Source organism: Rhodospirillaceae bacterium (assembly GCA_018660465.1).
Classification (GTDB): Bacteria; Pseudomonadota; Alphaproteobacteria; order Rhodospirillales; family JABJKH01; genus JABJKH01.
Window position 1 is genome coordinate 44,041 of record JABJKH010000084.1, and the last position, 21,553, is coordinate 65,593.

Sequence of the window (21,553 nt, forward strand, 5' to 3'; positions counted from 1 at the left end):
CTGGGGAATGTCTGAAGAAGCTCAAACTCTGGATTACAACAACGCACGTTTCAAAGTTAAATTATATAATTTTGAAATGTTTGTTGGTCCGGCTGCTGGCGAGGTCGCACCGGATTTCACGGTCACTGATTTAGCAACCGGTAATGACGTGAAGCTTTCCGACTTCAAAGGCAAGTGGACGGTTATCGAAACCGGGTCTTCGACGTGTTCCATGTACACCAAGAACATCGCCCGCATGAAAGAGGTCGTGGATCAATTCACCGACGTTGAATTCTTACTGGTCTATGTGCGTGAAGCGCATCCTGGTGAACGCTTGCATCAGCATAAATCCATCGAAGAAAAGAAAAAGGCGGCAGCTTTAGTCGCCCCCCGGTACGGTGAACACCGGCGCGTTCTCGTCGATAGCTTTGAGGGCGATTTTCATCGCGCCTACGGTGCCATGCCGAACATCGTCTATATCATCCGACCTGATGGCACCGTGCACTATCGCTGCAACTGGACGTCGGTGGATTTGGTTCGCGATGCGCTAAATGATCGCGAGAACTTACACACCCTTGAAAATGCCCCCTTGGCAGAACTTCGCGCCACACGCGGCGCTTGGAACATGTTCAGAACCATGTACACGGGTGGAATCGTGGCGTTATGGGATTTTGTCAGGGCCGGGCCCGAAATTCTAAAGAAGCACCATCTCGTAGACGCTTACTATGAAGAACATGGGCGTTTTAAAAACACGCCCTAGGATTCAAAGAACTTCAAATCCGAGTTCAGAATAATATCTGCTGTCCGGTTATAGTGGGATAACATGATCCGGATGGCTTCGTCCGCGTTGCCGTCAATGGCAGCGTCCATAAGCAAACGATGTTCTTTAAGTGAATCCCGTTCGATAAAACCAGCTTCATCAGCAAGTTGGCAATAACGGCTCGCCTGATCATACAACTGAGCACAAAAGCCGAGCATCCAATGGGAATTGCATCCATCAATGAGGGTCATATGAAAGGCGCGATGTAATTCGGACCATTTGGCATTTGGCGTTTTACTCTGGTCATCCAAATACCGTTCTGTGCGCGAAAGATGGTGGAATGACAAGACCACCTGCTCTTCCCATTCGACAGTCCGATTGCGAATGGATTCCCTTAAAGCCACTTCTTCCAACCAGCAACGAGTACGGATAAGTTCTTCCAAACAGCCCTTGCTGACGTTGGCGACGCTAAACCCTTTTTGGTCTTCACGAATAACGAACCCATCGACAGAAAGCCTGTTCAAGGCTTCCCGCAAGGGGCTGTTGCCTACATCATAGCGACCGCGTAGCGAATCAGAACGCAACTTTTCTCCCGGTGCTAAGTCCCCGCTAAGAATATCCTGGCGCAAATGATCGTAGACAGACGTCGCCAATGTCCCCGGATGTGACGCGGAATCTTCGTTCCCAGATAAGGCGTTTTTTAACTCGTTCATCTGTTTTACCGTGGCTAAATGGGATGATTGAAAAATAAGGTACACCTATATGCTGTACCCGGCCAATCTTTATGTGAATCAGCAACTAATCTTTACCGGAATTGTATGTGCCATACTTTTGCCAAAATATCGAACATAATTTGACAATACTGAGAATCTAGATATTTTTGAGCGTCTAACAAATCACAAATCAACAGAAATTCCTTGGAGGCTCCATGTTTCGCAATAAAACAATGACAAAAGTTTCGTTCTCGGTCCTGGCAGCTGCCGCTGTCACCGTGATCGGACTGTCCTCACCGGCCCATGCTACGAAAACCATCGAGCTGACGGCCATTGACGGTTATCCAACCAAAGCCAGTTGGGTCAACAGATTTCAGAAATTCTACATTCCGAATATCGATAAGGCGCTGGCAAAAACCGGCAACTACAAGATTAAATGGAATCAGGCTTGGGGCGGACAAATCGTCAAGCCTAAGCACGTTCTTGAAGGTCTTCAAAAAGGTCTTGGCGACATTGGTGTCGTTACCACCGTGTTCCACCCTGATAAAGTTCCGATGCAGGGCGTCGCTTATAACACACCCTTCGTTTCGACCGATGGTGGCCTGATTTCCAAAACTGTTGATGACATGGCCAATAAGTTCCCAAAAATGAAGGGTGCTTGGAAGAAGTACAATCAACATTATCTGACAAACTTGGTGGTTCTTGATACGTACAACATGTTCACCAGGAAGAAAATTTCCAACCCCGCCGATCTCAAAGGATTGAAGATCGCTGGCGCCGGTGCCAACTTGAAGTGGCTTAAAGGCTTAGGCGCAGTTGGTGTTGGTGGTAGCTTGGTTGGTTACTACAACAAATTGAAGACCGGCGTTGTTGACGGCGCGATCGTTTGGGTCGAAGCAGCGGCTGGTAAGTTCAAACTGGTCCAAGTTGCTCCTTACATGCTGGATGCCAGGATGGGCGCTGTGAACTCCAAGGCGATTACCGTCAATAGCAAGACCTGGGCCAAGCTTCCTGCGGAAGTGCAGAAAGTTCTTCAGGACGAAGGTATCAAATACCGGGTTCACATGGCTGGTTTCGCGATGAAGAAGGCCGCAAAAATGAAGAAGGTCTTTGTGAAAAAGAAGGGCACGATTGTCCCCGTAAGCGAAGATGCACGTATGGCTTGGGCCAAAGGCATGCCTTCGGTTGGTAAGCAGTGGGCTGCTTCATTGGACAAGAAGGGCCTGCCGGGTACGGCTGCTCTGAAGTTCTACATGGATGCCATGCGGGCTGGCAATCAGCCAATCCTTCGTCATTGGGACAAATAAGAGTATCTTTTCGGACACTTTAGGTCCGAATAGCTGATAACGTGAAGGGCGCCGCCGATTGGTGGCGCCCCGAGCGTATTTTTACCATCTCATAAAAATTAGTATTCTAGGTCCCCGAGCATGCTCGAACAATTTGGCGCAACCTTTAATAAGGGATTGGATTGGGTTCTCTCGATCCTAAATACCGCAGGAACGATTTGGGTATTTGCGCTGACGGCCCTAATTAACGCGGATGTTTTTGGTCGTAATATTTTGCTATCTCCCGTTGTCGGCGTCATCGAGATGATCGAACTGTCGCTGATCGGCATCGTGTTTCTTCAGTTGGGGGACGCGACCCGCAAGGGGCGGATGACCCGATCAGACGGTTTTCTAAATCTTATTAGCCGCAAAAGCCCAGCGTGGGGACATCGGCTATCCGGCCTGTGGGATGTAACGGGGGCTCTGTTCTTCGGCGTTATTCTTTACGGAAGCTGGCCCATACTCGTTCAGTCATGGGTAGAAAACTTTTATAAGGGTGATGAGGGCCGCTTTACCGCGCCCACGTGGCCAATCAAATTGATCATTATCATTGGCTGCGTTATCACCATGCTTCATTTTATCCGCATGGCGCTGCATCATTTTCGCGCACGGCAGCCTGAAGATGTTTCTTCAGACGCCCCCGCATTATCAACCGATTAGGACGTAAGCTTTATGGAACCGGTTTCAATTGGTATTAGCTCGGTCGTCCTTATTGTCGTCCTGATCTATCTTGGGCTCTACATTCCAGTCGCATTGGGGTTGGTTTCCTTTCTCGGTGTCTTAATCATGAAGGGCGGCATTACGCTGCCCATCAACCTGCTGAGCCTGGCCGTCGCCGACACGGTTTCACATTCAGTCTTCGCGACGATACCGTTGTTTTCTTTAATGGGATTACTGGTCAGCAAATCTGGTCTCGGGAAAGACGTCTACGAAGTTGCCAACTTCTTCTTTTACAAAGTTCGCGGTGGTCTCGGCATCGCCACAGTTGCCGCGAATGCCATCTTTGCAGCGATTACCGGCTCCTCCATTGCGTCGGCTTCAGTATTCACCAAGGTTTCTGTCCCTGAGATGCGGCGCTTTAATTATACCGCTATGTTCTCCGTCGGCGTGGTCGCAGGGTCTTCCGTGCTTGGCATGTTGATTCCGCCAAGTGCCATGCTGATTATTTACTCCATCGTCGCCGAGCAATCGGTCGGTGAAATGTTCATTGCAGGCATTGTCCCCGGTATAGTTTTAACGATTGCCTACTGCCTGTTGATCGTCGTGATGTCGTATGTCGCACCAAAGTTCGTAGGCGGCACAGGCGTGGAAATCCCCGAAGAAGAATGGGAACATTTTTCAGTACTCGGCGTGACAAAAAAACTGTTCCCGGTTGGTGTTCTAATCGTTGTGGTCTTGGGCGGCATTTATTCAGGCATTGTTACTCCTGTTGAAGCCGGTGCCGCCGGATCAACGGTTGCGCTGGTCATTGCCCTGCTAAAAAGAAGCATCGATTGGCGCGGATTTTGGGAAGTCCTGATGGATACAGGCCACATAACAGCATCGATCCTCTTCCTGATCATTGCGGCATCGATGTACAGTCGCATGCTGGGAGTCGCCGGGCTACCGACGTTATTCGGCGAGTGGCTCGTCGAACAGGAAATGACTGTCCCGCTTCTCATGACCATGGTCGTCGTCATGTTTGTTTTATTGGGCACCGTGATCGATACCGCCTCCATGATCCTGATTGTCGTGCCGCTGTTCCTGCCAGTGTTGGATAACTTAGACCTGAGCATGGTGTGGTTCGGCATCATCGCCGTGATCGCTGCCGAAATTGGATTGCTGACCCCGCCCTTGGGGATATCGGTGTTTGTCATCAAGAGCACCCTCGACGACAAATCGATCACGTTGTTTGAAATATTCGCCGGCGCATTTCCGTTCGCCGTCACCATGCTGCTGGTGCTGATCTTGCTGATCGCGTTCCCGGATCTCAGTCTTTATCTGGTGGATAACAATCCCGGAACTGACTTTTTGGAATACCTAGGGATACTTACGCCAGAGAAGTAACATAAGCGAAGTAACATAAGCGAAGTAACATAAGAGAAGTAAGTTTAGGCGTCAGATTCCGCGTGGTAGCTGACAACTTGTTCGACTTCATTTTTCGACCCCATAATCACCGGCACTCGTTGGTGTAGCTTTTCCGGCTGCACATCCATAATGCGTTGGCGTCCTGTTGAAGCCAGACCACCCGCCTGTTCAACGATAAACGACATCGGGTTGGCTTCATACATTAGTCGCAGCTTGCCACCTTGCTTTTGAATTTTACTATCCATGGGGTACATGAAGATACCGCCGCGGCTCAAAATTCGATGGACGTCGGCAACCATTGAGGCCACCCAACGCATATTAAAGTTTTTACCCCGAGGCCCCGTTTCACCTGCCAAGCATTCGTCCACATAGCGTTTGACTGGTGCTTCCCAGAACCGCGCATTGGAGGCATTTATTGCGTATTCTTGTGTATCTTCAGGGATTTTAATATCGGGATGGGTCAGGATGAAGTCACCAACGTTACGGTCCAACGTAAACCCATTCACGCCATTGCCGGTGGTCACCACCAACATGGTCGACGGCCCATAAAGCGCATACCCGCCGCAGACTTGCTCTGTGCCCGGCTGCATGAAATCTGCTGCTGTAGGTTGGTCAATTCCGTCTGGACACTTCAGCACAGAAAATATACTGCCGACCGAGACATTGACGTCAATGTTTGATGATCCATCGAGAGGATCGAAAACCAACAAGTATTTTCCTAAAGGATATTCTGCCGGAATCTGATAAATATCATCCATTTCCTCCGACGCCATAGCCGCCAAATTTCCGCCCGGAATATTCGCTTGAATGAAAACCTCGTTCGACAGCACATCCAGTGTCTTCTGGGTCTCCCCTTGAATGTTTTCCGTCCCGGCACTGCCCAACACGCCAATTAACGCGCCGTGATTAACCTGATCGGAGATCACTTTGCACGCAGTCGCGATATCACTCATTAACAGGGTAAAATCCCCGCTGGCCCCTAGGCGGCGCTGTTCCTCAAGATTGAAATGCATAAAGGTCTTTGGGATGTCCGACATGGTCTCCAAATCTCTTAATCTGTTAAATATTCCCTAGCCCTTGGTTTAATCCGCCAGTGCCCTGATGGCAAATTCTATATCCGTTCCGCGAGGACAGCGAGGCGCTGTTTCGGGTTTATGATCTTGCTGTCAAATGGCCAACAGGTGACCAGAATTACCCGATCCGTGCCATCTTGACGTGGCAAGATAAGGTTGGAGGTTTCCAGCACCCAGGTGTGTCTAATTTTGTATGAATGAGAAATTCCGTCTGGACGTTCAATTTTAACAACATCGCCAAGTTGAACATGCCGCAATGGCTTAAAATGTGTGTCCCTATGGGCGGCGATGACACTGGTTCCAGCGGTTCCCGGCGACGCGGAGCCTCTGACATGGGACGGGCCGAAGGCCAAGCTTTGTCCCCCTGCATCTGCCAATACATAAAGGCTTTCGCCCTTCATCGTCAGCTTTGCCACCGGCCACGTGTCAGCCCAAGGCCACGGCTTGGCGGGCATGTTGGGTCTGACCTTGCTATTTCCTTGCCGCGTTTCCTGCCAAGCCTTTTCTAGGAGGATTTGCGCCAGGGCGGCCTTCATCGGTATCCATAGACCGACCCCGGCGAAAGCCGCCCCCGCAATGATTAAGAAGCTGAGGACAAACACATGGGTCCGGTGCTTCATGGTGTGGGGCTTCATGGTGTCTCCCGTCGCCACGGGTCGGTCCACCAAACAATAAGTCCTAGGCAAAGCAGAACGAAACCAATCAAAAGGTAAAGTTCGCCAAGTGTTGCCGTTTGCGGCAAATGAAGGGATTGATTGCCCGCCCCCGTCGGCCCTGCAATGTCAGCGACAGGCGCGGCAGAAGCCATCAACGCCGGACCTGCGGCCTTGTAGTGCCGACGCGCCCGCTCCAGCAATTTCTTTCGAAACCCGGTCCCGCCCATATCCGGTGAATTAGGCTTCCATCCTTGGGGCAAGTTGGTTGGCATCTTCTTGGTGATAAGAGGAGCATTATTAGGACGCGACGAATTTTGCTCCACCGCGACCAATGATGTATGGCGGGTCACAAGGTTAAATTGCAGCGCTGTGCTCAATACCGAGTCGCGCACCTGCTCCGGTGTCTTTCCCTGAAAAAAACTGCTTTCTATCCCCGCGATTTTCTCTCGCGCCCAAAGTTTTGCGATTCCCTGGCCAGGGATAGCTGTTTCTAATTTTAAAGCGTGAACCCAGGGTCCATCGGCGCCAATTCCTGAGACCTTGATTCCTTCAAGATTCTTGTCATGCCGAAAAGCAAAGACAACGGGCTCACCTGAAAATAAATCTGGAATTGGATTGGGCCAAATATCAAGCGATCCGTCGCCCAGGGGTTTCGCGGTCAAATGGGTCACGACTGGTTTTGCGAGCTTATCCCAAAGTTGCGCCATGCGTTTCCCAACCTGATCTGGCGCGCCAATAAACGTAAAGGTTCCCCGACCCTGCCGGGCAGCCCCCCGCATAAAATGTTGGTTGGGCGCGGAGCCAATCCCGACCGTAAACAAACGCGCATCGCCAACGCGGTCTGTGATGATTTGAAATAATTCCTGTTCGTTCGAAACCGCGCCATCGGTCATAAAAATGACCTGCCGCAGCCGCGATTTGTCCCAACGGCCATCAAGCGCCATCGTCAGGGCGGAGAGCATTTCAGTCCCACCCCCCGCCTGAAGCTGTCTGATATAGGCTCGGGCTGTATCGATATTTCGCTCATTAGCAGGCACGACTTCGCCGAACAATGCGCTGCTTAAATTATTGAACTTAATAATATTGAAAACATCCGTCGGCTGAAGTTTCTCAATTGTTTCAAGCAAAGACGCCTTGGCTTGACGGATGGATTCCCCCGCCATCGAGCCGGACGTATCAATGACAAAAATAAGTTCACGACGCAGACGCGGCATCGCAAAATGTTTGCTGCCCGGTGGCGAGATCATCACCAAGCCAAATTTCTCGCCCTTCCATTCTTCGCTAAATAAAATTGGTGCCGCAACGTCATCATTCGCTGGCCACGTCAGTTCGAAATCCTGGTCTGCGGGCACAGGCCCCCGCGCGAGTTTGACGACAACGTTGCCGGATATATCATTCTCTACAATAACCGGATGGTGATGGCTTTTAACTTCTGAGACCGGCCATTTGCCGCCAAGCCGAACCGTCACGTTCACTGGATTAACTTTCCCCGCCCCCGGTGGCATTACTGGTTGTGAGACCCAAGCCTCACTTTCCAATTTATTTTCAGATCCGGAGAGGTACACCTTGCCTTCCTTCTTTGGCGTATAACGGGGACCGACAACCATCGGGAAGCGCAGACGGAACTCGCCATTCTTGAACGCCACGGTCTCTTGATAGGCCATTTCGACAATGATCGCTTCTTTAGGACCGATGTTCGTAACTGATGCCGTAAAAACATTTGGGCGCTCGGATTCCAAGAGGGCCGCTTTCTTGCCTTCTTTCTTGGCAGCTTGGTAAATGCGGCGCGCCTGACTTCGTTCTTTTATCTCGCCTTCAACGATGCGCTCGCCAATTTTTAGCCTAAGTGTGTCCACTGCCGATTTGTCGGCCATAGGGAAGACATAGACCCCTTCCAGCCATTTATCGGTTGGGTTCATATAGAACTGACGAATATGAACCCGGGCAACGATGCCGGAAACGTCGATGTCTACATTTGTCCCCAACAATGGGGCAGGCAGGAATTGGCCCTTCTCATGAGTTTTGAATAACAACCCATTGTCTTGTGTTTCTGAAGCACGCGCTTCTGAAAATCCAAATGCCAGCGCCAAATACAAAAAAGCGCCGATCATCAGGATGATAAATATTCGAAACGGCTGCGGTTCATAGCCGTCATGTGCACCATAGGAATCGTACATAGGAGATCGCTCCAAGTCTGTGAATTTCAGACTTGGAGAAGACCACCTGATCCAGGCTAAAGTGTGCTGGGATTAGGGCATTCTGTGATCGTTTTTAGGGCGTTTTTTAGGCATCATCTCCGAGATAATTCGCCATTGCGCTGTCGTAGTCGTCTGCGCGGGTGAGTTGCTTCATCAGATCGGGCTTGGCGAAATAATCTATATCTCCTGGTGCCGTGCCATCCCGCAACGCCTTCAGCGTGTCATAGGTCGCCTGTACCGCTGCCATGATGGGCTTGTGTGTCTGCAGCGCGATTCGCACCCCTTGGGACGCGATATATTCTTTATCCGCTAATTCTGGACCTCCCCCGCCGAGCATAATTGGCAGGGAGACCTCTGCTGCAACGGCTTCGAGTTGTTCACGGGTTTTAACGCCAACCAAGAAAATCATATCGACGCCGCATTCCTGATAGGCAGTGACCCGCTTGATCGCATCTTCAACTCCGGTCATCCCAACAGCGCTGGTGCGTCCGGCAATTACAAAGCGGGAATCTTGGCGGGCCGCAACCGCGGCTTTCATTTTGCCAACACCTTCTTCGACCGACAAAAGCTGCGCACTTCCGACCGTGCCGTAAGGCGTGGGCAATTCGGTATCTTCGATCGACATGCCAGAGACCCCAGCGGTTTCCAGCTCTTCCACCGTCCGCATCACGTTCAGCGCGTTCCCGTAGCCATGATCCGCATCGACCATCAGCGCCAAATTACCGGCCCGACAAATGCGATACGCCTGATCAGTAAATTCGCTGAGGGTTAAGACAATATGGTCCGGAGCACCAAGTACCGCGAGGGAGGCAACAGAGCCCGCAAACATACCAATCTCAAATCCCAGGTCTTCAGCGATTCGTGCGGATATGGGATCGTAAACTGAGCCCGGGTTAACGCAAATATCTCCGTCAATAACAGTGCGAAACCGTTCGCGGCGATCCGTCCAATCCATGATTTCAATCCTCCAGTTTTGAATTCGGACAACAGTAATCGCGAAACTAACGCACGGCAACAGCTCCCTCTGCCAAATTTTTCCTTGATAAAAGGGAGTAAAATCGTCCCTATTGCCGCACCCAACGGGAGGACAATACCATGAACCGCATCATCTTCACCGCACTCGCCCTTTCAGTTTTGCTTTTTACGGAATCTACAAACGCGGCACAGGATTTTTCGAAGGTAAAAGTCGAGACCATCCCCCTCACGGATAAGATTTACATGCTAAAGGGTTCAGGTGGAAACATCGGGCTGTTCGCGGGTAAGGATGGCGTGTTCATGATTGATGACCAATTCGCACCACTGACCCCGAAAATTCTGGCGGCCATTAAGAAAATCACGCCTGACCCGGTGCGTCTTTTGTTGAACACTCACTGGCACTTCGATCATTCCGGCGGAAATGAAAATATGGGCAAGGCAGGTGCGACTATTATTTCGCACGACAATGTCCGTAAATTGATGAGCGCTCCACAGGAATTAAAGGCATTTGGAATGAAAGTTCCGGCTGCACCCAAGGGTGCACTGCCGATTATGACTTTTTCCAATGACACGACAATTCATCTTGATGGTGAAACCATTCTAATTCGCCACCTTCCAAACGCCCATACCAATGGCGATTCGTTTGTACAATTCAAGAAGGCCAATGTCATTCATACGGGGGATACGTTCTTCAATGGGTTCTACCCATTCATCGATACAGAACATGGCGGTTCTATCGCTGGTATGATTAAGGCGGCCAATACGATCCTGAGCATCGCCGACGACAAAACCAAAATTATCCCCGGCCATGGCCCCCTCGCTGACAAAGCCAAGCTGATCGCATTTCGCGATATGTTGAAGGGTGTCGAAAAGCTGAGTATCGCCGCGCGCGCCAAGAAACAACCCTATGACGAGCTTGCCCTTAGCACTCCGGTAAAAAAAATTGAGGTAAAATGGGGCAAGGGCTTCTTGAATACCAAGACATTCCTGAAAATCGTCTATTCGGGAATGGATAAGTAACTAACGTTTCAAGGATACCCTAGCGGACATGCTCCCTCTTTCGACGGTTCCCTTGCGCACGGTTATTGTGGGCCTGACATTTGCGTGTCTGTCCACCATTTTGGGTGGCACGACGGTCGCATTAACCCGCCTGATTATCCACCAAACAGACCCCTTGTCGTTGAGCTTTGCCCGTTATGGAATGGGCGCGATCGCGTTGCTCATATTTTTATACCCGACACTGAAACAAAAAGTATTTTCCCGCCAAGATGTCATAGGAATGGCGGCCTTGGGCGTGGTGATGTTCTCCGGCTTCCCTTATTTCATGGCTTTGGGATTGGAATTTACGACATCTGCCCACGGCGGCTTAATCTTTTCTACAATGCCATTGATGACGCTTATCATTGCGGTCGCCGTCGGCGTAGAGCAACTGACCGGAATTAAGCTCGCAGCTGTCGCTCTGGGAATTGTGGGGATCGTCATTGCCCTAGGTGAACAATTAGGCGCCATCGCGCCGAACGCTCTCCAGGGGGATATCTATTTTCTGATCGGGGTCATGGGCACATCGATCTTCAACGTCTTCTCCAAACGCTATATTGCCCGTTATGGCAGCTTACCGGTTCTTACCTACACCATGGCGGTCGGCAGTTTGTTCATGTTCGTGCTGGCGCTATTTCTAGAGCACCCATTTTCCGGGTCCCTAAATTTTGATGTGAAAAGCTGGGCCATTGTTGTCTGGTTGGGCGTTCCGGGTGCGGCACTCATGGTTTACTTGTGGTGTCGGGCATTGGCGCTGATAACACCGACGCAAGTTTCCATCACAATTGGACTGAACACCCTAACGGCGATGCTGGGCGGTGTATGGTTGATGGACGAACCCTTATCACCGCGCATTTGGATCGGCTTTGCGTTGATCCTTGGGGCGATTGCCTTAGTCAGCCTGCATCGACCTAAAGCTGTGGAATTTCAAGCTTAAATCCTTCGTCTTTCCAGCCTTCGATCCCGCCGATCATTTCTTTAACCGGGCATCCGAGCCGGGCCAATCGAACAGCCGCCTTATTGGCACCGTTACAATGCGGTCCGGCGCAATAGACCACGAATAACGTATTTTCCGGATATTCTCCCATCCGTCGTTCCGTCATTTTTCCGTGGGGAATGTTAACGGCGCCCGGCACATGGCATGCGGCAAAAAGGTCCGGTGAACGGACATCCACCAGCACAAAATCGGCCTCTTGCTCCGTCAGGGCGTAGTGGACGTCCCAACAATCAGTTTCAAAGCCCAACCGCGCCTCAAAGTGTCTGAGTGCATCGGAAGAATTGGCGGCGGAAATGTCGGATACAACTGTACTCAATTTGGCAACTCCTACTATATCTTGTTACATTCTGTCATTAAATTGATACATCTAGGACATATCTTAGACACATTACCGGTTTATACATAACCATACGACGGCTTCTTTAGTCACCTATTTGAGGAGCGGAAAATGGCAAATAAAATGGATATCGGTTATTTAAAAAGCTATGCAACGAATTTAGCACGGGAAAAGCATCATCTTACGCAGGCACTTACCCAAGGCTTTATGAGCGAAGACGAAGCTAAAATCGCGTCCCGTGACCTAGCACTCCGCATCCATCGCATGGAACGCCTGGTCAAGCCGGTGCTTGGTACCCAAGATAACGTGTTGGCACTGCCTGTAAACTAAGCTTCTGTGAGCTTAATCAACGATCCAATGCTCTAACCCCAGAACTGTTTTGGGGTGCTCCCCAAGTGTTCTATACTTCCCTCCATGACCAATACCCTACCCAAAGCCCGTAAGGCCTTCATGCAGAAGGCCCAGGAAATGGAAGCACTTGCCGTCCGTACCGGTGATCAGTCCTATGGTGCGGTAATCGTCAAAGACGATAAAATCGTCGGTCTGGGGCCAAGCCGGGTCGTCGTCAGCGGCGACCCCACCGCACATGCGGAGATGGAAGCCATCCGCGACGCAAGCCGCCGACTCAAGACCGCTGATCTGTCAGGCTGCGAGATGTATTCAACGTCGGCACCCTGCGCGATGTGTGAAGCAGCGGCAAGCTGGGCCAACATTGACGACTTAATTTCTGGAAGTGACCTAAGCCCGGGCGGCAGACCAAGGATCAATCGATGCTAAGCCGCCGAAATATTTTAGGGCGTATTTTAGCGAGTCTAGCCGCTGTGCCTTTGGTATCTGTGATCGCGCATGCAAAAGCTTCCAAAAAACTATGGCAACCCGTCAATCCCAGCCCCCTGACGTTTATGAATAGGGCTCGGGACCTTGCGCGGCTTGGGTCGGAACGCGGTGACGGCACGCCTTACGGCGCGGTGATCATCCGCGATAATATCATCGTCGGCGAAGGCTGGAATCGCAGCCATATCCACCACGATGCCACCGCCCATGCCGAAACCGAAGCCATCCGCGACGCAGCCAAACGGCTCGGCACCCGTGACTTATCAGACTGCCAGATGGTCACAAATGGTGGTCGCCCGTGTCCGATGTGTGAAACAGCAGCCTACTGGGCGCAGATAAAAAAGATGTGGCTGGAAGACGGCGAAGATGTCGTCAACGCAGGGGGGCCTAAATACGGCGGCTGTTAACCCTTCCCTGAAACCTGCCCTGCCAACGCGACCGCCCCTTCGATGACTAAATCCAACGTCTCATTTTGGTGCGGATCATTCAATTCACCGGCCTCATCAAAGAATTCATGCGCTGAGGGCAATGAAAAAGTCCGGTGATGAAGTACCAATCGCATTTTAGCTAAGATCGGTACAATTTGAGCAAGGCCCTGGGTCCCGGCATAACCGCTCGGGGATGCAGACATCAGACAACAGGCTTTGCCGCTAAACGGTGCCAACACCGGCTCACCAGGGTAAGGCCGGGATAACCAATCGAGGGTGTTCTTCAGTAACGCCGAATACCCCCCATTATATTCAGGGGATGAGATCAGGAAACCGTCTTGCTCCTTGAATAAATTCCGTAGTTTCTCTGCACTCTCAGGCAATCCCTCGGCGTCCTCTAAGTCACCGTCATAGATCGGCATTGGATAATCCTTGAGATCGACCAGAGTGACATCGGCACCCAAGGCTTCAGCCTTCTTTGCCGCAACAGTGACCAGCGCCTTATTCAACGACTCGCGCCGCGCACTGCCTGAAAAAGCGAGAATTTTTACCGCGTCCGCCATGGGAATCCTCCATAAATTTCTTTGTGAGAGGTAATCAACGCCCTCAAATAACGCAAGGCCGGTATTGCAGACGTGGTGCTGGTTGATAGAATTTACAAACTAGAATTTAAAATGGAGAAATCATTCGATGGGAAGACTAGAGGGCAAAAAGGCCATAGTGACGGGTGCGGGTGCTGGGATCGGCGAATCAATTTCGGTCTTCTTCGCACGCGAAGGCGCCTCCGTCATCTGCATTGATCTAAATGGCGACACGGTAAAACAAACCGCGGCACAGATTAACGACGCCGGCGGTACAGCCATCGCGGTTGAAGCCGATGTTGCGAACGAACAAACGTTCGTTGATGCGGTTGAAATGGCGAAGACGGAATTCGGTGGCCTGACCACGTTGGTGAGCAACGCGATCTATGATCTGCCCTATGTGCCGATTACTGAAATCCCCACCGAAGGCTGGATGCGGACCATGGACGTGAATCTGAACGCGACCTATTTCTTCTGCAAGCACGCGATCCCTGTCATTGCCGACAGTGGCGGGGGCTCAATCATTTTAGTCGCTTCCCAATTGGGCCAAGTCGCCAGGCCAGGGCGGCCTTGGTACTGCGCCCAGAAAGGCGGCATGATCAATTTGGCCCGTGCCTTAGCCCTGGATCACGCAAAACAAAACATCCGCGTTAATAGTCTATCGCCAGGGCCTGTTGAAACTGGGCGTTACGTGAAAAATTTTGCCAGTGCCGAAGAAGCCCGACAGAATAATTTCACCCTGATGGAGCGCCTGGGGTCCCCAGACGAGATCGCGCCCGGCGCAGTTTTCCTCGCCAGCGACGAATCGTCCTTCATGACCGGTTCGGATTTGTTGATCGATGGAGGATATACAGCGGTTTAAGACTTGCCATAGACTCACCTTAAATCTTCCGCCAAACTCCCTTTCTGAATTTTCGGCGAAGACAGGAAGGAACCATCATGTCGCTCAAGAAACTCCGCACGAAGCGGGATAATCAACAATGGATTTTAGACTTAGCCCTTAACATGCGCGGTCGGGTGCAGAACTTTGAACGGGATGATTTAGAAACCCCAACCCGTGCCCACAACTATCGTATGTTGCCCAAGCAATGGCGCAAAAAAGGTGAACATGATGAGGCTTTGGGAAAACAAGCCCAGGCCCAAGGCTTTACCGCCACTGCCTGTGCGCACTACGGTCACGCCATCGAAGCCTACCGCATGGCCCAGCATCCAGTGTTTTATGACGACAACCCGGTAAAACTATATCTCTACGGCAAACTGAACGAGATGGTCGACCGCCAAATCGAAGTTGCGCCCTACCCCGTTGAGCGGGTCGAAGTGCCGTTCGATGACGGCAAGACGATATCCTGCCTGATGCATTGGTTGCCTGGAAAACCCAAAGCTCCTTGCGTAATTTACGTTCCCGGCATGGACCAGTCCAAGGAAGCGTTTCCCAAAGTCATGGGCAACCCCGGCACCACGCGCGGCGTGCATATCCTAACCATGGACGGCCCCGGTCAGGGTAATTCCAACATGCAAAAAATTCGCGCAGTTGGTGATAATTACGAACGTGCCGGTGCCGCCGTGATCAGCCATCTGGAAGGCCTCGACGAAGTGATTTCCGATAAGATCGGCATCTATGGCGTGTCCATGGGCAGCTTCTGGTCCATGCGGCTCGGCAGTTATGATCACCGGGCGGCGGCGTTGGCCTCTGGCGTCGCCTGTTTTAATCCCAACAACACCATCTTCAGCCAATCGTCACCGCGGTTTAAACAACAGTTCATGTACATGGCGGGCATGGATGATGAAGACGAGTTCGATGAAATGGCGGCGAAGATGACCGTCAAAGGCTACGCCGACAAAGTCGAATGCCCGACGTTATTGGTTACCGGCGAATTTGATCCCCTGTGTCCGCTGGAAGACGCGGTGGAGGTTTTTGGTGACCTGACCTGTGATCGCGAAATGTGGGTGATCGAAGATCAGTTCCATCCGCTTTGGGGCATTCCTAACTTAGGCAAATTAGATTGCCACCAATACATCATCGATTGGCTCAGCCGGGTATTATTGGAAGGTAAGACCAACAAAGACCGGGTCGCCTACGTTGAAGCCGGTGGAGATGGACCATTCGGCGACTGCGAATGGACGCCGCCAGTGGGGCCTGGTCAAGCGTACTTCTAGGCCACCCACTCAGCGTGGTTCGAGACGCGCGTTATACGCGCTCCTCACCATGAAGAAAATTTAAATGCACCTCTCTCTTCATCCTGAGGAGCGCTCACTTGAGCGCGTCTCGAAGGGCTAGCCGATATCCAGAACCACGTTGCCCATGTGAGCGGCTTTTTCGACCGCTTCATGGGCAGCAACTACATCATCCAGCCCATACCGTTCCGCGATGGTCGTGGTCAGCGCGCCTTCGGCCAGCATCGCGTTCAATTCGGCGACCCCTTCATCTCGTTCTTGATCGGTAATTTCATAGACGATGAACCATTTGAGCGTCGCCCCCTTGCGGATGAAAGCCATGCCAGGGACTTCCGCCATCGGTGCCGTCGTTCCATAAATCACCACTGATCCCCGTTCTGCCAAGACCTCACCATAGGTCTTACCGTTGGCGGCTAGATTGACTTCGATAATCAGGTCGGCCCCTTTACCATCCGTCTTACTAAGAAGCTGCTGGACGAAATCATCGTCTTTGTAATTCAACGCCTCGTCTGCCCCTGCCGCCAAGGCATAGTCAGCTTTTTCTGGGGAACTGACGGTGGTCAGGACTTTAGCCCCATTCCGCTTTGCAACTTGAATTGCGTGGTGAGCGACGGCCCCGGCCCCGCCTTGGACGAGAACGTTCTTGCCTGTCACATCCCCCATCATGGTCACCGCCCGCCAAGCGGTCAGGAAAGGGATACCGAAACAGGCGGCCTCGGCGATGTCCGCACCATCCGGCAGATCAATCACAAATTTCTGCGGCAACACGATGTATTCCGCTGCCGTTCCCAGTGCCCGACCGTATTGCCCATTCATGACCCAGGCTCGGCGGCCCACGCGATCCGCGCCAACGCCCTCACCAACCGCATCGATTACGCCCGCGCCATCGCTGTGGGGAATGATAAAGGGAAAAGGCATGCCGCCGCCACGGCCATTTAGACGCGCCTTGGTGTCAGACGGGTTAACACCTGAGACCTGCATTCGTAGGCGGATTTCTCCGGGCGCTGGCGCAGGTGTTTCCACCTCTCCCACCGTCAAGACATCAGCAGCAGTTCCCAATTTTTCGTAATATGCAGCGCGCATGGCAATTTATTCCCTGTTAGAATTTTACTTTCCTCACGGTAGATTGATAGAGGAACACAGGTCAACCGCAGTGAATTTTATTTACATAGGGATAGATGGGACTAAACTCCCGATCAAATTTAACGTTCGGATAAAATCATGAAAGTAGTCTTCCTTGCGGCCTTTATTCTATTGCTATCGAGTGCCAATAACGCAACAGCCAGTGAACTGGAAATTTCCAATGCATTTGCCCGCGCCTCAGCTGGCCCTGCCCGCAATGGTGCCGTTTTCTTGACCGTTAAGAATCACGCCAAACAAGCCGACGTCCTGCTGTCGGCCAAAACGGACGTCGCCAAGAAAGCTCAACTTCACGGCCATACGATGAAAGACGGCATGATGCACATGAGCCAAGTCAAAGGTGGCATCTCTATTCCTTCTAATGGCATGGCCGAGCTAAAACCGGGCGGTTATCACGTGATGCTGATGGGGTTGAAGTCACCGCTGAAGAAGGGCGGAAAATTTATGTTAAGGCTGACCTTCAAGAATGCGGGGGAAAAGACCATCCACGTCCCAATCCTGGGCGTTGGTGCCAAATCAGCCACGAGTAATGGCCACATGGGGCACAATAAATAAACTCACCGATTGGCAGCAATAATCATATCAGCAGCCTTTTCCGCGATCATGATGACCGGGGCGTTGGTGTTGCCACTGGTCAGGCGCGGCATTACTGAGGCATCAACGACACGCAGCCCCTTGACGCCGCGGACGCGGAGTTCCGGGTCAACCACGGCCCTGTCATCGATCCCCATCTTACAAGTCCCAACCGGGTGATAAATCGTCGCCCCATTATGAGCTGCGAAGTCCAATAAGGCTTGGTCGTCCACGACTTCTGCACCCGGAACTGTTTCCGTCACGATAACCGACCGCATGAGATCGGTCGCCATAATTTCCCGTGCGATCTTCATGCCTGCCACATGGACGGCGCGGTCCGTCGGATGCGTTAAGAAATTTGGCGCAATTTCCGGCGCGTCTTGGTAATTTGGAGAGACAGCGTGAACATGTCCCCGACTTTCTGGGCGCATCTGACAGGGCCCAATGGTCATCCCGGGGAACCGATCAAACACGCGCTTCTTTGGGTCTTTGAAGGTTGCGTTGGCAATATGATATTGGATGTCCGGCTCATCCAAATCCGGGTTGCTTTTGACAAAACCGGCGACCATGCCAGCAGGAACGGTCAGCGCCCCCTTTCGGAACAATAGATATTTGAGCACTTCCCCGACAAGAGGTAGACCACGGGTGCGCTGATTCAGGCTGGTAACATTTTTAAGCTGCCAGCAGAGGCGTGAAATATAATGGTCATGAAGGTTTTCGCCGACACCTGGTAAATCGTTTATTATCTCAACACCGAGTTCCTGGAGCCGGTCACCCTGGCCAATTCCTGACAGTTCCAACAGTTGTGGCGACTGCACCGAACCCGCCGCCAATATTACTTCGCATCGCGCTTTTAGCGTCAGCTCTTGGCTGTGTTGTTCATAGATAACCCCAGTCGCTTTCCCATCTTCGATGAGAACCTTTTTTACAAATGCGCGAGTCTCAATCCGAAGGTTCTGCCGCTGCTTCCGGATCGGATTAATAAATGCGTTCTTCGCACTCCATCGCCGACCATTCTTTTGAGTGACCTGATAATGTGAAAATCCAGCTTGCGAAGCGCCGTTATAGTCGTGGTGCGTGGGATAACCGAGTTCCCCACCCGCGTCTATCACCCGATTCAGAACCGGATAGCGTTCCCTGTGGTAGGTAACATTCAGCGGGCCGCCGACCCCATGATAGTCATCGTCTCCTTGTTCGCGGTTTTCGGAACGCTTGAAGTAAGGCAAGACATCTGAATAGGACCAGCCAGTGCATCCTTGTTGCGCCCAGGTATCGTAGTCCCGCGCCTGCCCCCGCACATAGAGCATGCCGTTAATCGCGCTTGATCCGCCCATCACCTTGCCACGCGGAACGGGAATATTCCGATTGCCCGTGGCTTCGTGTGGCTTGGTTTCAAACAACCAGTTCACGCTTGGATCGACCATCGTCTTGACATAACCGACAGGGATATGAATCCACGGATTTCGATCCTCGCCGCCCGCCTCTAAAAGACAGACCTGCGATTTGCCATCGGCACTCAAACGATTGGCAAGAACGCATCCGGCAGACCCCGCACCAATAATGATGTAGTCGAATTCCATCAGGCGTCGCTCTTCATCAGCCGTAAAAACTCATCCACACAGGCATCAGCGAAAGCCGGGTCATTCACATGCAGATCGAATTCATTGATGTCTCCCTGCTTAAGGCTTTCGCGCAAGACTTTAGCAAAAACCTCGTCCGTTTCCGGTCGGAACCAGGGACCTGTTTCCTTGCCGTCGATATCGTGGGCGGTGTGGTCTGTGAATTGACAAAAGCCCTGCGTCGGCACCATGACCGTAACCGGTCCTTTGGCTTCGTTGAGGCGGCGGGCGATCATTCGGGCAAGCATCGCCATTTCTTCGACGTTGGTGCGCATCAACAAGATTTCGACGTTGTACTGATAGAATTCCCGGTCGTGGTAGCGTTTGGGCACCTCGCCAACCCACCAGTTGGTCATGTCCAAGGCACCGGGCACCACGACTTGAGGCAGGCCTGCGGCACCGGCACCGGTCAATCGCTCAGGCCCTGCGCTATAGACGCCGCCAGTTAAAAGATCGGTCAACTCACTGGTGGTAATATCTATTACACCTGCCAATTCGCCGATCCTGGACAGTTGTTCCAACGCCTTGCCACCAGGCCCGGATGAATGAAAATGAATGACCTCGAAGTTTTCGTCCTCAAGACGCGCCGTCACTCGATCAACGCATTTTTGCAGATTGCCAAAAGACGTAACGCCGATCAGTGGAGGGTGTGATTTTTTATCATCTGACCGTGCGCGCCAAGCTTCTGCCTGGGCAACAATCGCATGCGCCGCGTTTGTCATCGCTTCTCGGGTAATCCGATTTAACGAAATATCGCCGATGGTCGGATACATGGCGATATCGCTTTGCGCGACATACCACTGCACTGCTGCGGTTGCGGCCACGGGCGTCACCATGGCTTTCGGGAACAAAGGCGGCAGTGCGCGCATCATGCCGCACGACATGGTGCAGCCGTTGGCACCGCCAACTCCGACGACTCCGCCAATATCACCCGCTTCAAATTTTTGTTTTAGAATCTCCGTGGCGCCGATGATCATGGTCTCGGCGGCTTCAGCGCGAGACATCTTGTCCAGAGCATCCCAGGTTGTACCCGACGCTTCGGCTATCTCACGTCCACCGACGGCAGCACCTTGTTTGTCGTGAGGCCTAAGCGATAAGTCCATCAGCCAGGGATCACCACCGGCCTTCTCAACGACATCACAGAAAAACGCGACGACGTCTTCCTTGCTGTCGAGGGTCGAGAGAACGGCAACCTTAGTCTGAGGCATCACCGCCGCCCTATTTCTTGAGCTTGACGTTCTTGAAGCCTTGTGTCGCTTTCGGCACGGACTCTTCCACCGGGAAACGTTCTGCCGAAGATCCACCGACATAACCGTCCAAACGCGGCTCACTTTCCAAAAATGCAGTGAAATCCTCAGGCGTTTCAATGCCACCGCCGTGGCAGGTGATGATGACATCCGGGTATTTTTCACAGACGACATCACAGATTGCCGCAGCGCGGGCGACGGCCTCTTCTCGCTCCATCACGCTTGTTGAACCAATGGTACCGCCGGATGAGTTGCCAAAGTGAACGATGATATTATCGACGCCACTGTTGGCCATGTAGATCGCTTCGTCTGGCGATGTACAGAACGATTTAGTCCAGAGACCCTTGCGCGACGCATAGCCCAAAACCTCGATCTCCAGCTGATAGCCCATGCCGGTCTCTTCCAGGTCTTTCCGAAACTTGCCATCAATCAGCGCGATCGTTGGACAGTTCATGATGCCGTCGAACCCAGCATCGGCCAATTTATCGACAAACCGTTTCATATCGCGGGTCGGATCAACACCCAGGACGCCCGCAATCACCGGGCATTCCTTGACCACATTCAGAATCGAGCGTTCGCCCAATTCCAGGGTAATCGCGTTGGCATCGCCAATCGGGAGATACCCCGCCATGGAACTTAGCCCCTGCATACGATAGTAAGCCAAGTTAAACGTGGTGACTAAATCAGCCCCACCGCGCGCCGCCATCTTGGCCGTAATGCCCGTACCACACAGCGCATCGTAGACCGCTCGGCCTGAATTCACTTCAGCCCGCAGCCGCGCATTAATTTCGTCTTTGGTATATTTTCCCATGATCTTCCCTCCTCCGTCTTTTCGTCG

General features: G+C 52.1%; 23 protein-coding genes. 12 read left to right on the plus strand and 11 right to left on the minus strand.

Annotated elements, in window-relative coordinates; translation table 11 throughout:
- Window positions 1–7 precede the first annotated feature (7 nt).
- Window positions 8–739 carry a redoxin domain-containing protein gene (locus tag HOM51_13175; GenBank protein ID MBT5035458.1) on the plus strand — a complete coding sequence of 244 codons (732 nt, stop codon included), beginning with the start codon at window positions 8–10 and terminating at the stop codon, window positions 737–739.
- Here the strand turns inward: HOM51_13175 and HOM51_13180 are convergent.
- Window positions 736–1,452 (minus strand): GntR family transcriptional regulator, encoded by a 717-nt coding sequence (locus HOM51_13180; protein MBT5035459.1) that lies wholly within the window; start codon window positions 1,450–1,452, stop codon window positions 736–738. The two genes, HOM51_13175 and HOM51_13180, sit on opposite strands and share 4 nt — an antisense overlap.
- Before the next feature lie 215 nt (window positions 1,453–1,667).
- Here HOM51_13180 and HOM51_13185 point away from each other — a divergent pair, with 215 nt between their 5' ends.
- The 3 genes from HOM51_13185 (at window position 1,668) to HOM51_13195 (ending at window position 4,823) form a co-directional block, all read left to right on the plus strand.
- On the plus strand, window positions 1,668–2,759 hold the full coding sequence (locus tag HOM51_13185) for a C4-dicarboxylate TRAP transporter substrate-binding protein (protein ID MBT5035460.1): 1,092 nt from the start codon (window positions 1,668–1,670) through the stop codon (window positions 2,757–2,759).
- Window positions 2,760–2,879: 120 nt separating this feature from the next.
- Window positions 2,880–3,437, plus strand: coding sequence for a TRAP transporter small permease (locus tag HOM51_13190; GenBank protein ID MBT5035461.1), 558 nt, complete (start codon window positions 2,880–2,882; stop codon window positions 3,435–3,437).
- A 12-nt stretch (window positions 3,438–3,449) separates the two neighbouring features.
- Window positions 3,450–4,823, plus strand: coding sequence for a TRAP transporter large permease (locus HOM51_13195; GenBank protein ID MBT5035462.1), 1,374 nt, complete (start codon window positions 3,450–3,452; stop codon window positions 4,821–4,823).
- Between the two features lie 44 nt (window positions 4,824–4,867).
- On the opposite strand, the gene HOM51_13200 is transcribed toward HOM51_13195, so the two are convergent.
- The 4 genes from HOM51_13200 to HOM51_13215 form a co-directional block, all read right to left on the minus strand.
- Window positions 4,868–5,872: a class 1 fructose-bisphosphatase gene (locus HOM51_13200; protein ID MBT5035463.1), complete on the minus strand. Its 1,005-nt coding sequence runs from the start codon at window positions 5,870–5,872 to the stop codon at window positions 4,868–4,870.
- Window positions 5,873–5,955: 83 nt separating this feature from the next.
- A complete protein-coding gene (locus HOM51_13205) occupies window positions 5,956–6,552 on the minus strand; it encodes a class GN sortase (protein MBT5035464.1) in 597 nt (198 codons plus the stop codon).
- The gene (locus tag HOM51_13210; protein ID MBT5035465.1) at window positions 6,549–8,750 is read right to left on the minus strand and encodes a marine proteobacterial sortase target protein; all 2,202 of its coding nucleotides are present in this window, start codon (window positions 8,748–8,750) and stop codon (window positions 6,549–6,551) included. Before HOM51_13210 ends, HOM51_13205 begins: the two co-directional genes overlap by 4 nt.
- 106 nt (window positions 8,751–8,856) lie before the next feature.
- The gene (locus tag HOM51_13215) at window positions 8,857–9,726 is read right to left on the minus strand and encodes an oxaloacetate decarboxylase (GenBank protein MBT5035466.1); all 870 of its coding nucleotides are present in this window, start codon (window positions 9,724–9,726) and stop codon (window positions 8,857–8,859) included.
- 140 nt (window positions 9,727–9,866) lie between these two features.
- Here HOM51_13215 and HOM51_13220 point away from each other — a divergent pair, with 140 nt between their 5' ends.
- Entirely contained in the window at window positions 9,867–10,766 is a 900-nt protein-coding gene (locus HOM51_13220; protein ID MBT5035467.1) for an MBL fold metallo-hydrolase, read from the plus strand.
- A 28-nt stretch (window positions 10,767–10,794) separates the two neighbouring features.
- Window positions 10,795–11,721 (plus strand): DMT family transporter, encoded by a 927-nt coding sequence (locus HOM51_13225; protein ID MBT5035468.1) that lies wholly within the window; start codon window positions 10,795–10,797, stop codon window positions 11,719–11,721.
- On the opposite strand, the gene HOM51_13230 is transcribed toward HOM51_13225, so the two are convergent.
- Window positions 11,696–12,097: a rhodanese-like domain-containing protein gene (locus HOM51_13230; GenBank protein MBT5035469.1), complete on the minus strand. Its 402-nt coding sequence runs from the start codon at window positions 12,095–12,097 to the stop codon at window positions 11,696–11,698. The genes HOM51_13225 and HOM51_13230 overlap by 26 nt on opposite strands.
- Window positions 12,098–12,229: 132 nt before the next feature.
- Here HOM51_13230 and HOM51_13235 point away from each other — a divergent pair, with 132 nt between their 5' ends.
- From HOM51_13235 to HOM51_13245, 3 genes are all read left to right on the plus strand, one after another.
- The gene (locus HOM51_13235) at window positions 12,230–12,448 is read left to right on the plus strand and encodes a hypothetical protein (protein ID MBT5035470.1); all 219 of its coding nucleotides are present in this window, start codon (window positions 12,230–12,232) and stop codon (window positions 12,446–12,448) included.
- Between the two features lie 84 nt (window positions 12,449–12,532).
- Complete coding sequence (locus HOM51_13240) at window positions 12,533–12,895, plus strand: nucleoside deaminase (GenBank protein ID MBT5035471.1); 363 nt, start codon at window positions 12,533–12,535, stop codon at window positions 12,893–12,895.
- The gene (locus HOM51_13245) at window positions 12,889–13,359 is read left to right on the plus strand and encodes a nucleoside deaminase (protein ID MBT5035472.1); all 471 of its coding nucleotides are present in this window, start codon (window positions 12,889–12,891) and stop codon (window positions 13,357–13,359) included. Before HOM51_13240 ends, HOM51_13245 begins: the two co-directional genes overlap by 7 nt.
- On the opposite strand, the gene HOM51_13250 is transcribed toward HOM51_13245, so the two are convergent.
- Complete coding sequence (locus tag HOM51_13250; protein ID MBT5035473.1) at window positions 13,356–13,943, minus strand: NAD(P)H-dependent oxidoreductase; 588 nt, start codon at window positions 13,941–13,943, stop codon at window positions 13,356–13,358. The genes HOM51_13245 and HOM51_13250 overlap by 4 nt on opposite strands.
- A 127-nt stretch (window positions 13,944–14,070) precedes the next feature.
- Between HOM51_13250 and HOM51_13255 the strand changes: the two genes are divergently transcribed.
- Together HOM51_13255 and HOM51_13260 are read left to right on the plus strand one after the other, a co-directional pair.
- Window positions 14,071–14,823: a glucose 1-dehydrogenase gene (locus tag HOM51_13255; GenBank protein MBT5035474.1), complete on the plus strand. Its 753-nt coding sequence runs from the start codon at window positions 14,071–14,073 to the stop codon at window positions 14,821–14,823.
- A gap of 77 nt (window positions 14,824–14,900) precedes the next feature.
- On the plus strand, window positions 14,901–16,118 hold the full coding sequence (locus HOM51_13260; protein MBT5035475.1) for an alpha/beta hydrolase: 1,218 nt from the start codon (window positions 14,901–14,903) through the stop codon (window positions 16,116–16,118).
- Between the two features lie 117 nt (window positions 16,119–16,235).
- Here the strand turns inward: HOM51_13260 and HOM51_13265 are convergent, their stop codons facing one another.
- A complete protein-coding gene (locus HOM51_13265) occupies window positions 16,236–17,219 on the minus strand; it encodes an NADPH:quinone reductase (GenBank protein MBT5035476.1) in 984 nt (327 codons plus the stop codon).
- Between the two features lie 138 nt (window positions 17,220–17,357).
- Here HOM51_13265 and HOM51_13270 point away from each other — a divergent pair, with 138 nt between their 5' ends.
- Window positions 17,358–17,831 carry a copper chaperone PCu(A)C gene (locus HOM51_13270; protein MBT5035477.1) on the plus strand — a complete coding sequence of 158 codons (474 nt, stop codon included), beginning with the start codon at window positions 17,358–17,360 and terminating at the stop codon, window positions 17,829–17,831.
- A 2-nt stretch (window positions 17,832–17,833) separates the two neighbouring features.
- On the opposite strand, the gene HOM51_13275 is transcribed toward HOM51_13270, so the two are convergent.
- The 3 genes from HOM51_13275 to HOM51_13285 are packed head-to-tail and all read right to left on the minus strand — an operon-like array spanning window position 17,834 to window position 21,526.
- Window positions 17,834–19,429: an FAD-binding protein gene (locus HOM51_13275; protein MBT5035478.1), complete on the minus strand. Its 1,596-nt coding sequence runs from the start codon at window positions 19,427–19,429 to the stop codon at window positions 17,834–17,836.
- Window positions 19,429–20,676: a Tm-1-like ATP-binding domain-containing protein gene (locus HOM51_13280; protein ID MBT5035479.1), complete on the minus strand. Its 1,248-nt coding sequence runs from the start codon at window positions 20,674–20,676 to the stop codon at window positions 19,429–19,431. Before HOM51_13280 ends, HOM51_13275 begins: the two co-directional genes overlap by 1 nt.
- Window positions 20,677–20,686: 10 nt before the next feature.
- The gene (locus tag HOM51_13285) at window positions 20,687–21,526 is read right to left on the minus strand and encodes a phosphoenolpyruvate hydrolase family protein (GenBank protein MBT5035480.1); all 840 of its coding nucleotides are present in this window, start codon (window positions 21,524–21,526) and stop codon (window positions 20,687–20,689) included.
- Window positions 21,527–21,553 lie beyond the last annotated feature (27 nt).

Coding starts and splice junctions, on each gene's coding strand:
- HOM51_13175 (MBT5035458.1), top strand. CDS start 8: ATGTCTGAAGAAGCTCAAACTCTGGATTACAACAACGCACGTTTCAAA.
- HOM51_13180 (MBT5035459.1), bottom strand. CDS start 1,452: ATGAACGAGTTAAAAAACGCCTTATCTGGGAACGAAGATTCCGCGTCA.
- HOM51_13185 (MBT5035460.1), top strand. CDS start 1,668: ATGTTTCGCAATAAAACAATGACAAAAGTTTCGTTCTCGGTCCTGGCA.
- HOM51_13190 (MBT5035461.1), top strand. CDS start 2,880: ATGCTCGAACAATTTGGCGCAACCTTTAATAAGGGATTGGATTGGGTT.
- HOM51_13195 (MBT5035462.1), top strand. CDS start 3,450: ATGGAACCGGTTTCAATTGGTATTAGCTCGGTCGTCCTTATTGTCGTC.
- HOM51_13205 (MBT5035464.1), bottom strand. CDS start 6,552: ATGAAGCCCCACACCATGAAGCACCGGACCCATGTGTTTGTCCTCAGC.
- HOM51_13210 (MBT5035465.1), bottom strand. CDS start 8,750: ATGTACGATTCCTATGGTGCACATGACGGCTATGAACCGCAGCCGTTT.
- HOM51_13215 (MBT5035466.1), bottom strand. CDS start 9,726: ATGGATTGGACGGATCGCCGCGAACGGTTTCGCACTGTTATTGACGGA.
- HOM51_13220 (MBT5035467.1), top strand. CDS start 9,867: ATGAACCGCATCATCTTCACCGCACTCGCCCTTTCAGTTTTGCTTTTT.
- HOM51_13225 (MBT5035468.1), top strand. CDS start 10,795: ATGCTCCCTCTTTCGACGGTTCCCTTGCGCACGGTTATTGTGGGCCTG.
- HOM51_13235 (MBT5035470.1), top strand. CDS start 12,230: ATGGCAAATAAAATGGATATCGGTTATTTAAAAAGCTATGCAACGAAT.
- HOM51_13240 (MBT5035471.1), top strand. CDS start 12,533: ATGACCAATACCCTACCCAAAGCCCGTAAGGCCTTCATGCAGAAGGCC.
- HOM51_13245 (MBT5035472.1), top strand. CDS start 12,889: ATGCTAAGCCGCCGAAATATTTTAGGGCGTATTTTAGCGAGTCTAGCC.
- HOM51_13250 (MBT5035473.1), bottom strand. CDS start 13,943: ATGGCGGACGCGGTAAAAATTCTCGCTTTTTCAGGCAGTGCGCGGCGC.
- HOM51_13255 (MBT5035474.1), top strand. CDS start 14,071: ATGGGAAGACTAGAGGGCAAAAAGGCCATAGTGACGGGTGCGGGTGCT.
- HOM51_13260 (MBT5035475.1), top strand. CDS start 14,901: ATGTCGCTCAAGAAACTCCGCACGAAGCGGGATAATCAACAATGGATT.
- HOM51_13265 (MBT5035476.1), bottom strand. CDS start 17,219: ATGCGCGCTGCATATTACGAAAAATTGGGAACTGCTGCTGATGTCTTG.
- HOM51_13270 (MBT5035477.1), top strand. CDS start 17,358: ATGAAAGTAGTCTTCCTTGCGGCCTTTATTCTATTGCTATCGAGTGCC.
- HOM51_13275 (MBT5035478.1), bottom strand. CDS start 19,429: ATGGAATTCGACTACATCATTATTGGTGCGGGGTCTGCCGGATGCGTT.
- HOM51_13280 (MBT5035479.1), bottom strand. CDS start 20,676: ATGCCTCAGACTAAGGTTGCCGTTCTCTCGACCCTCGACAGCAAGGAA.
- HOM51_13285 (MBT5035480.1), bottom strand. CDS start 21,526: ATGGGAAAATATACCAAAGACGAAATTAATGCGCGGCTGCGGGCTGAA.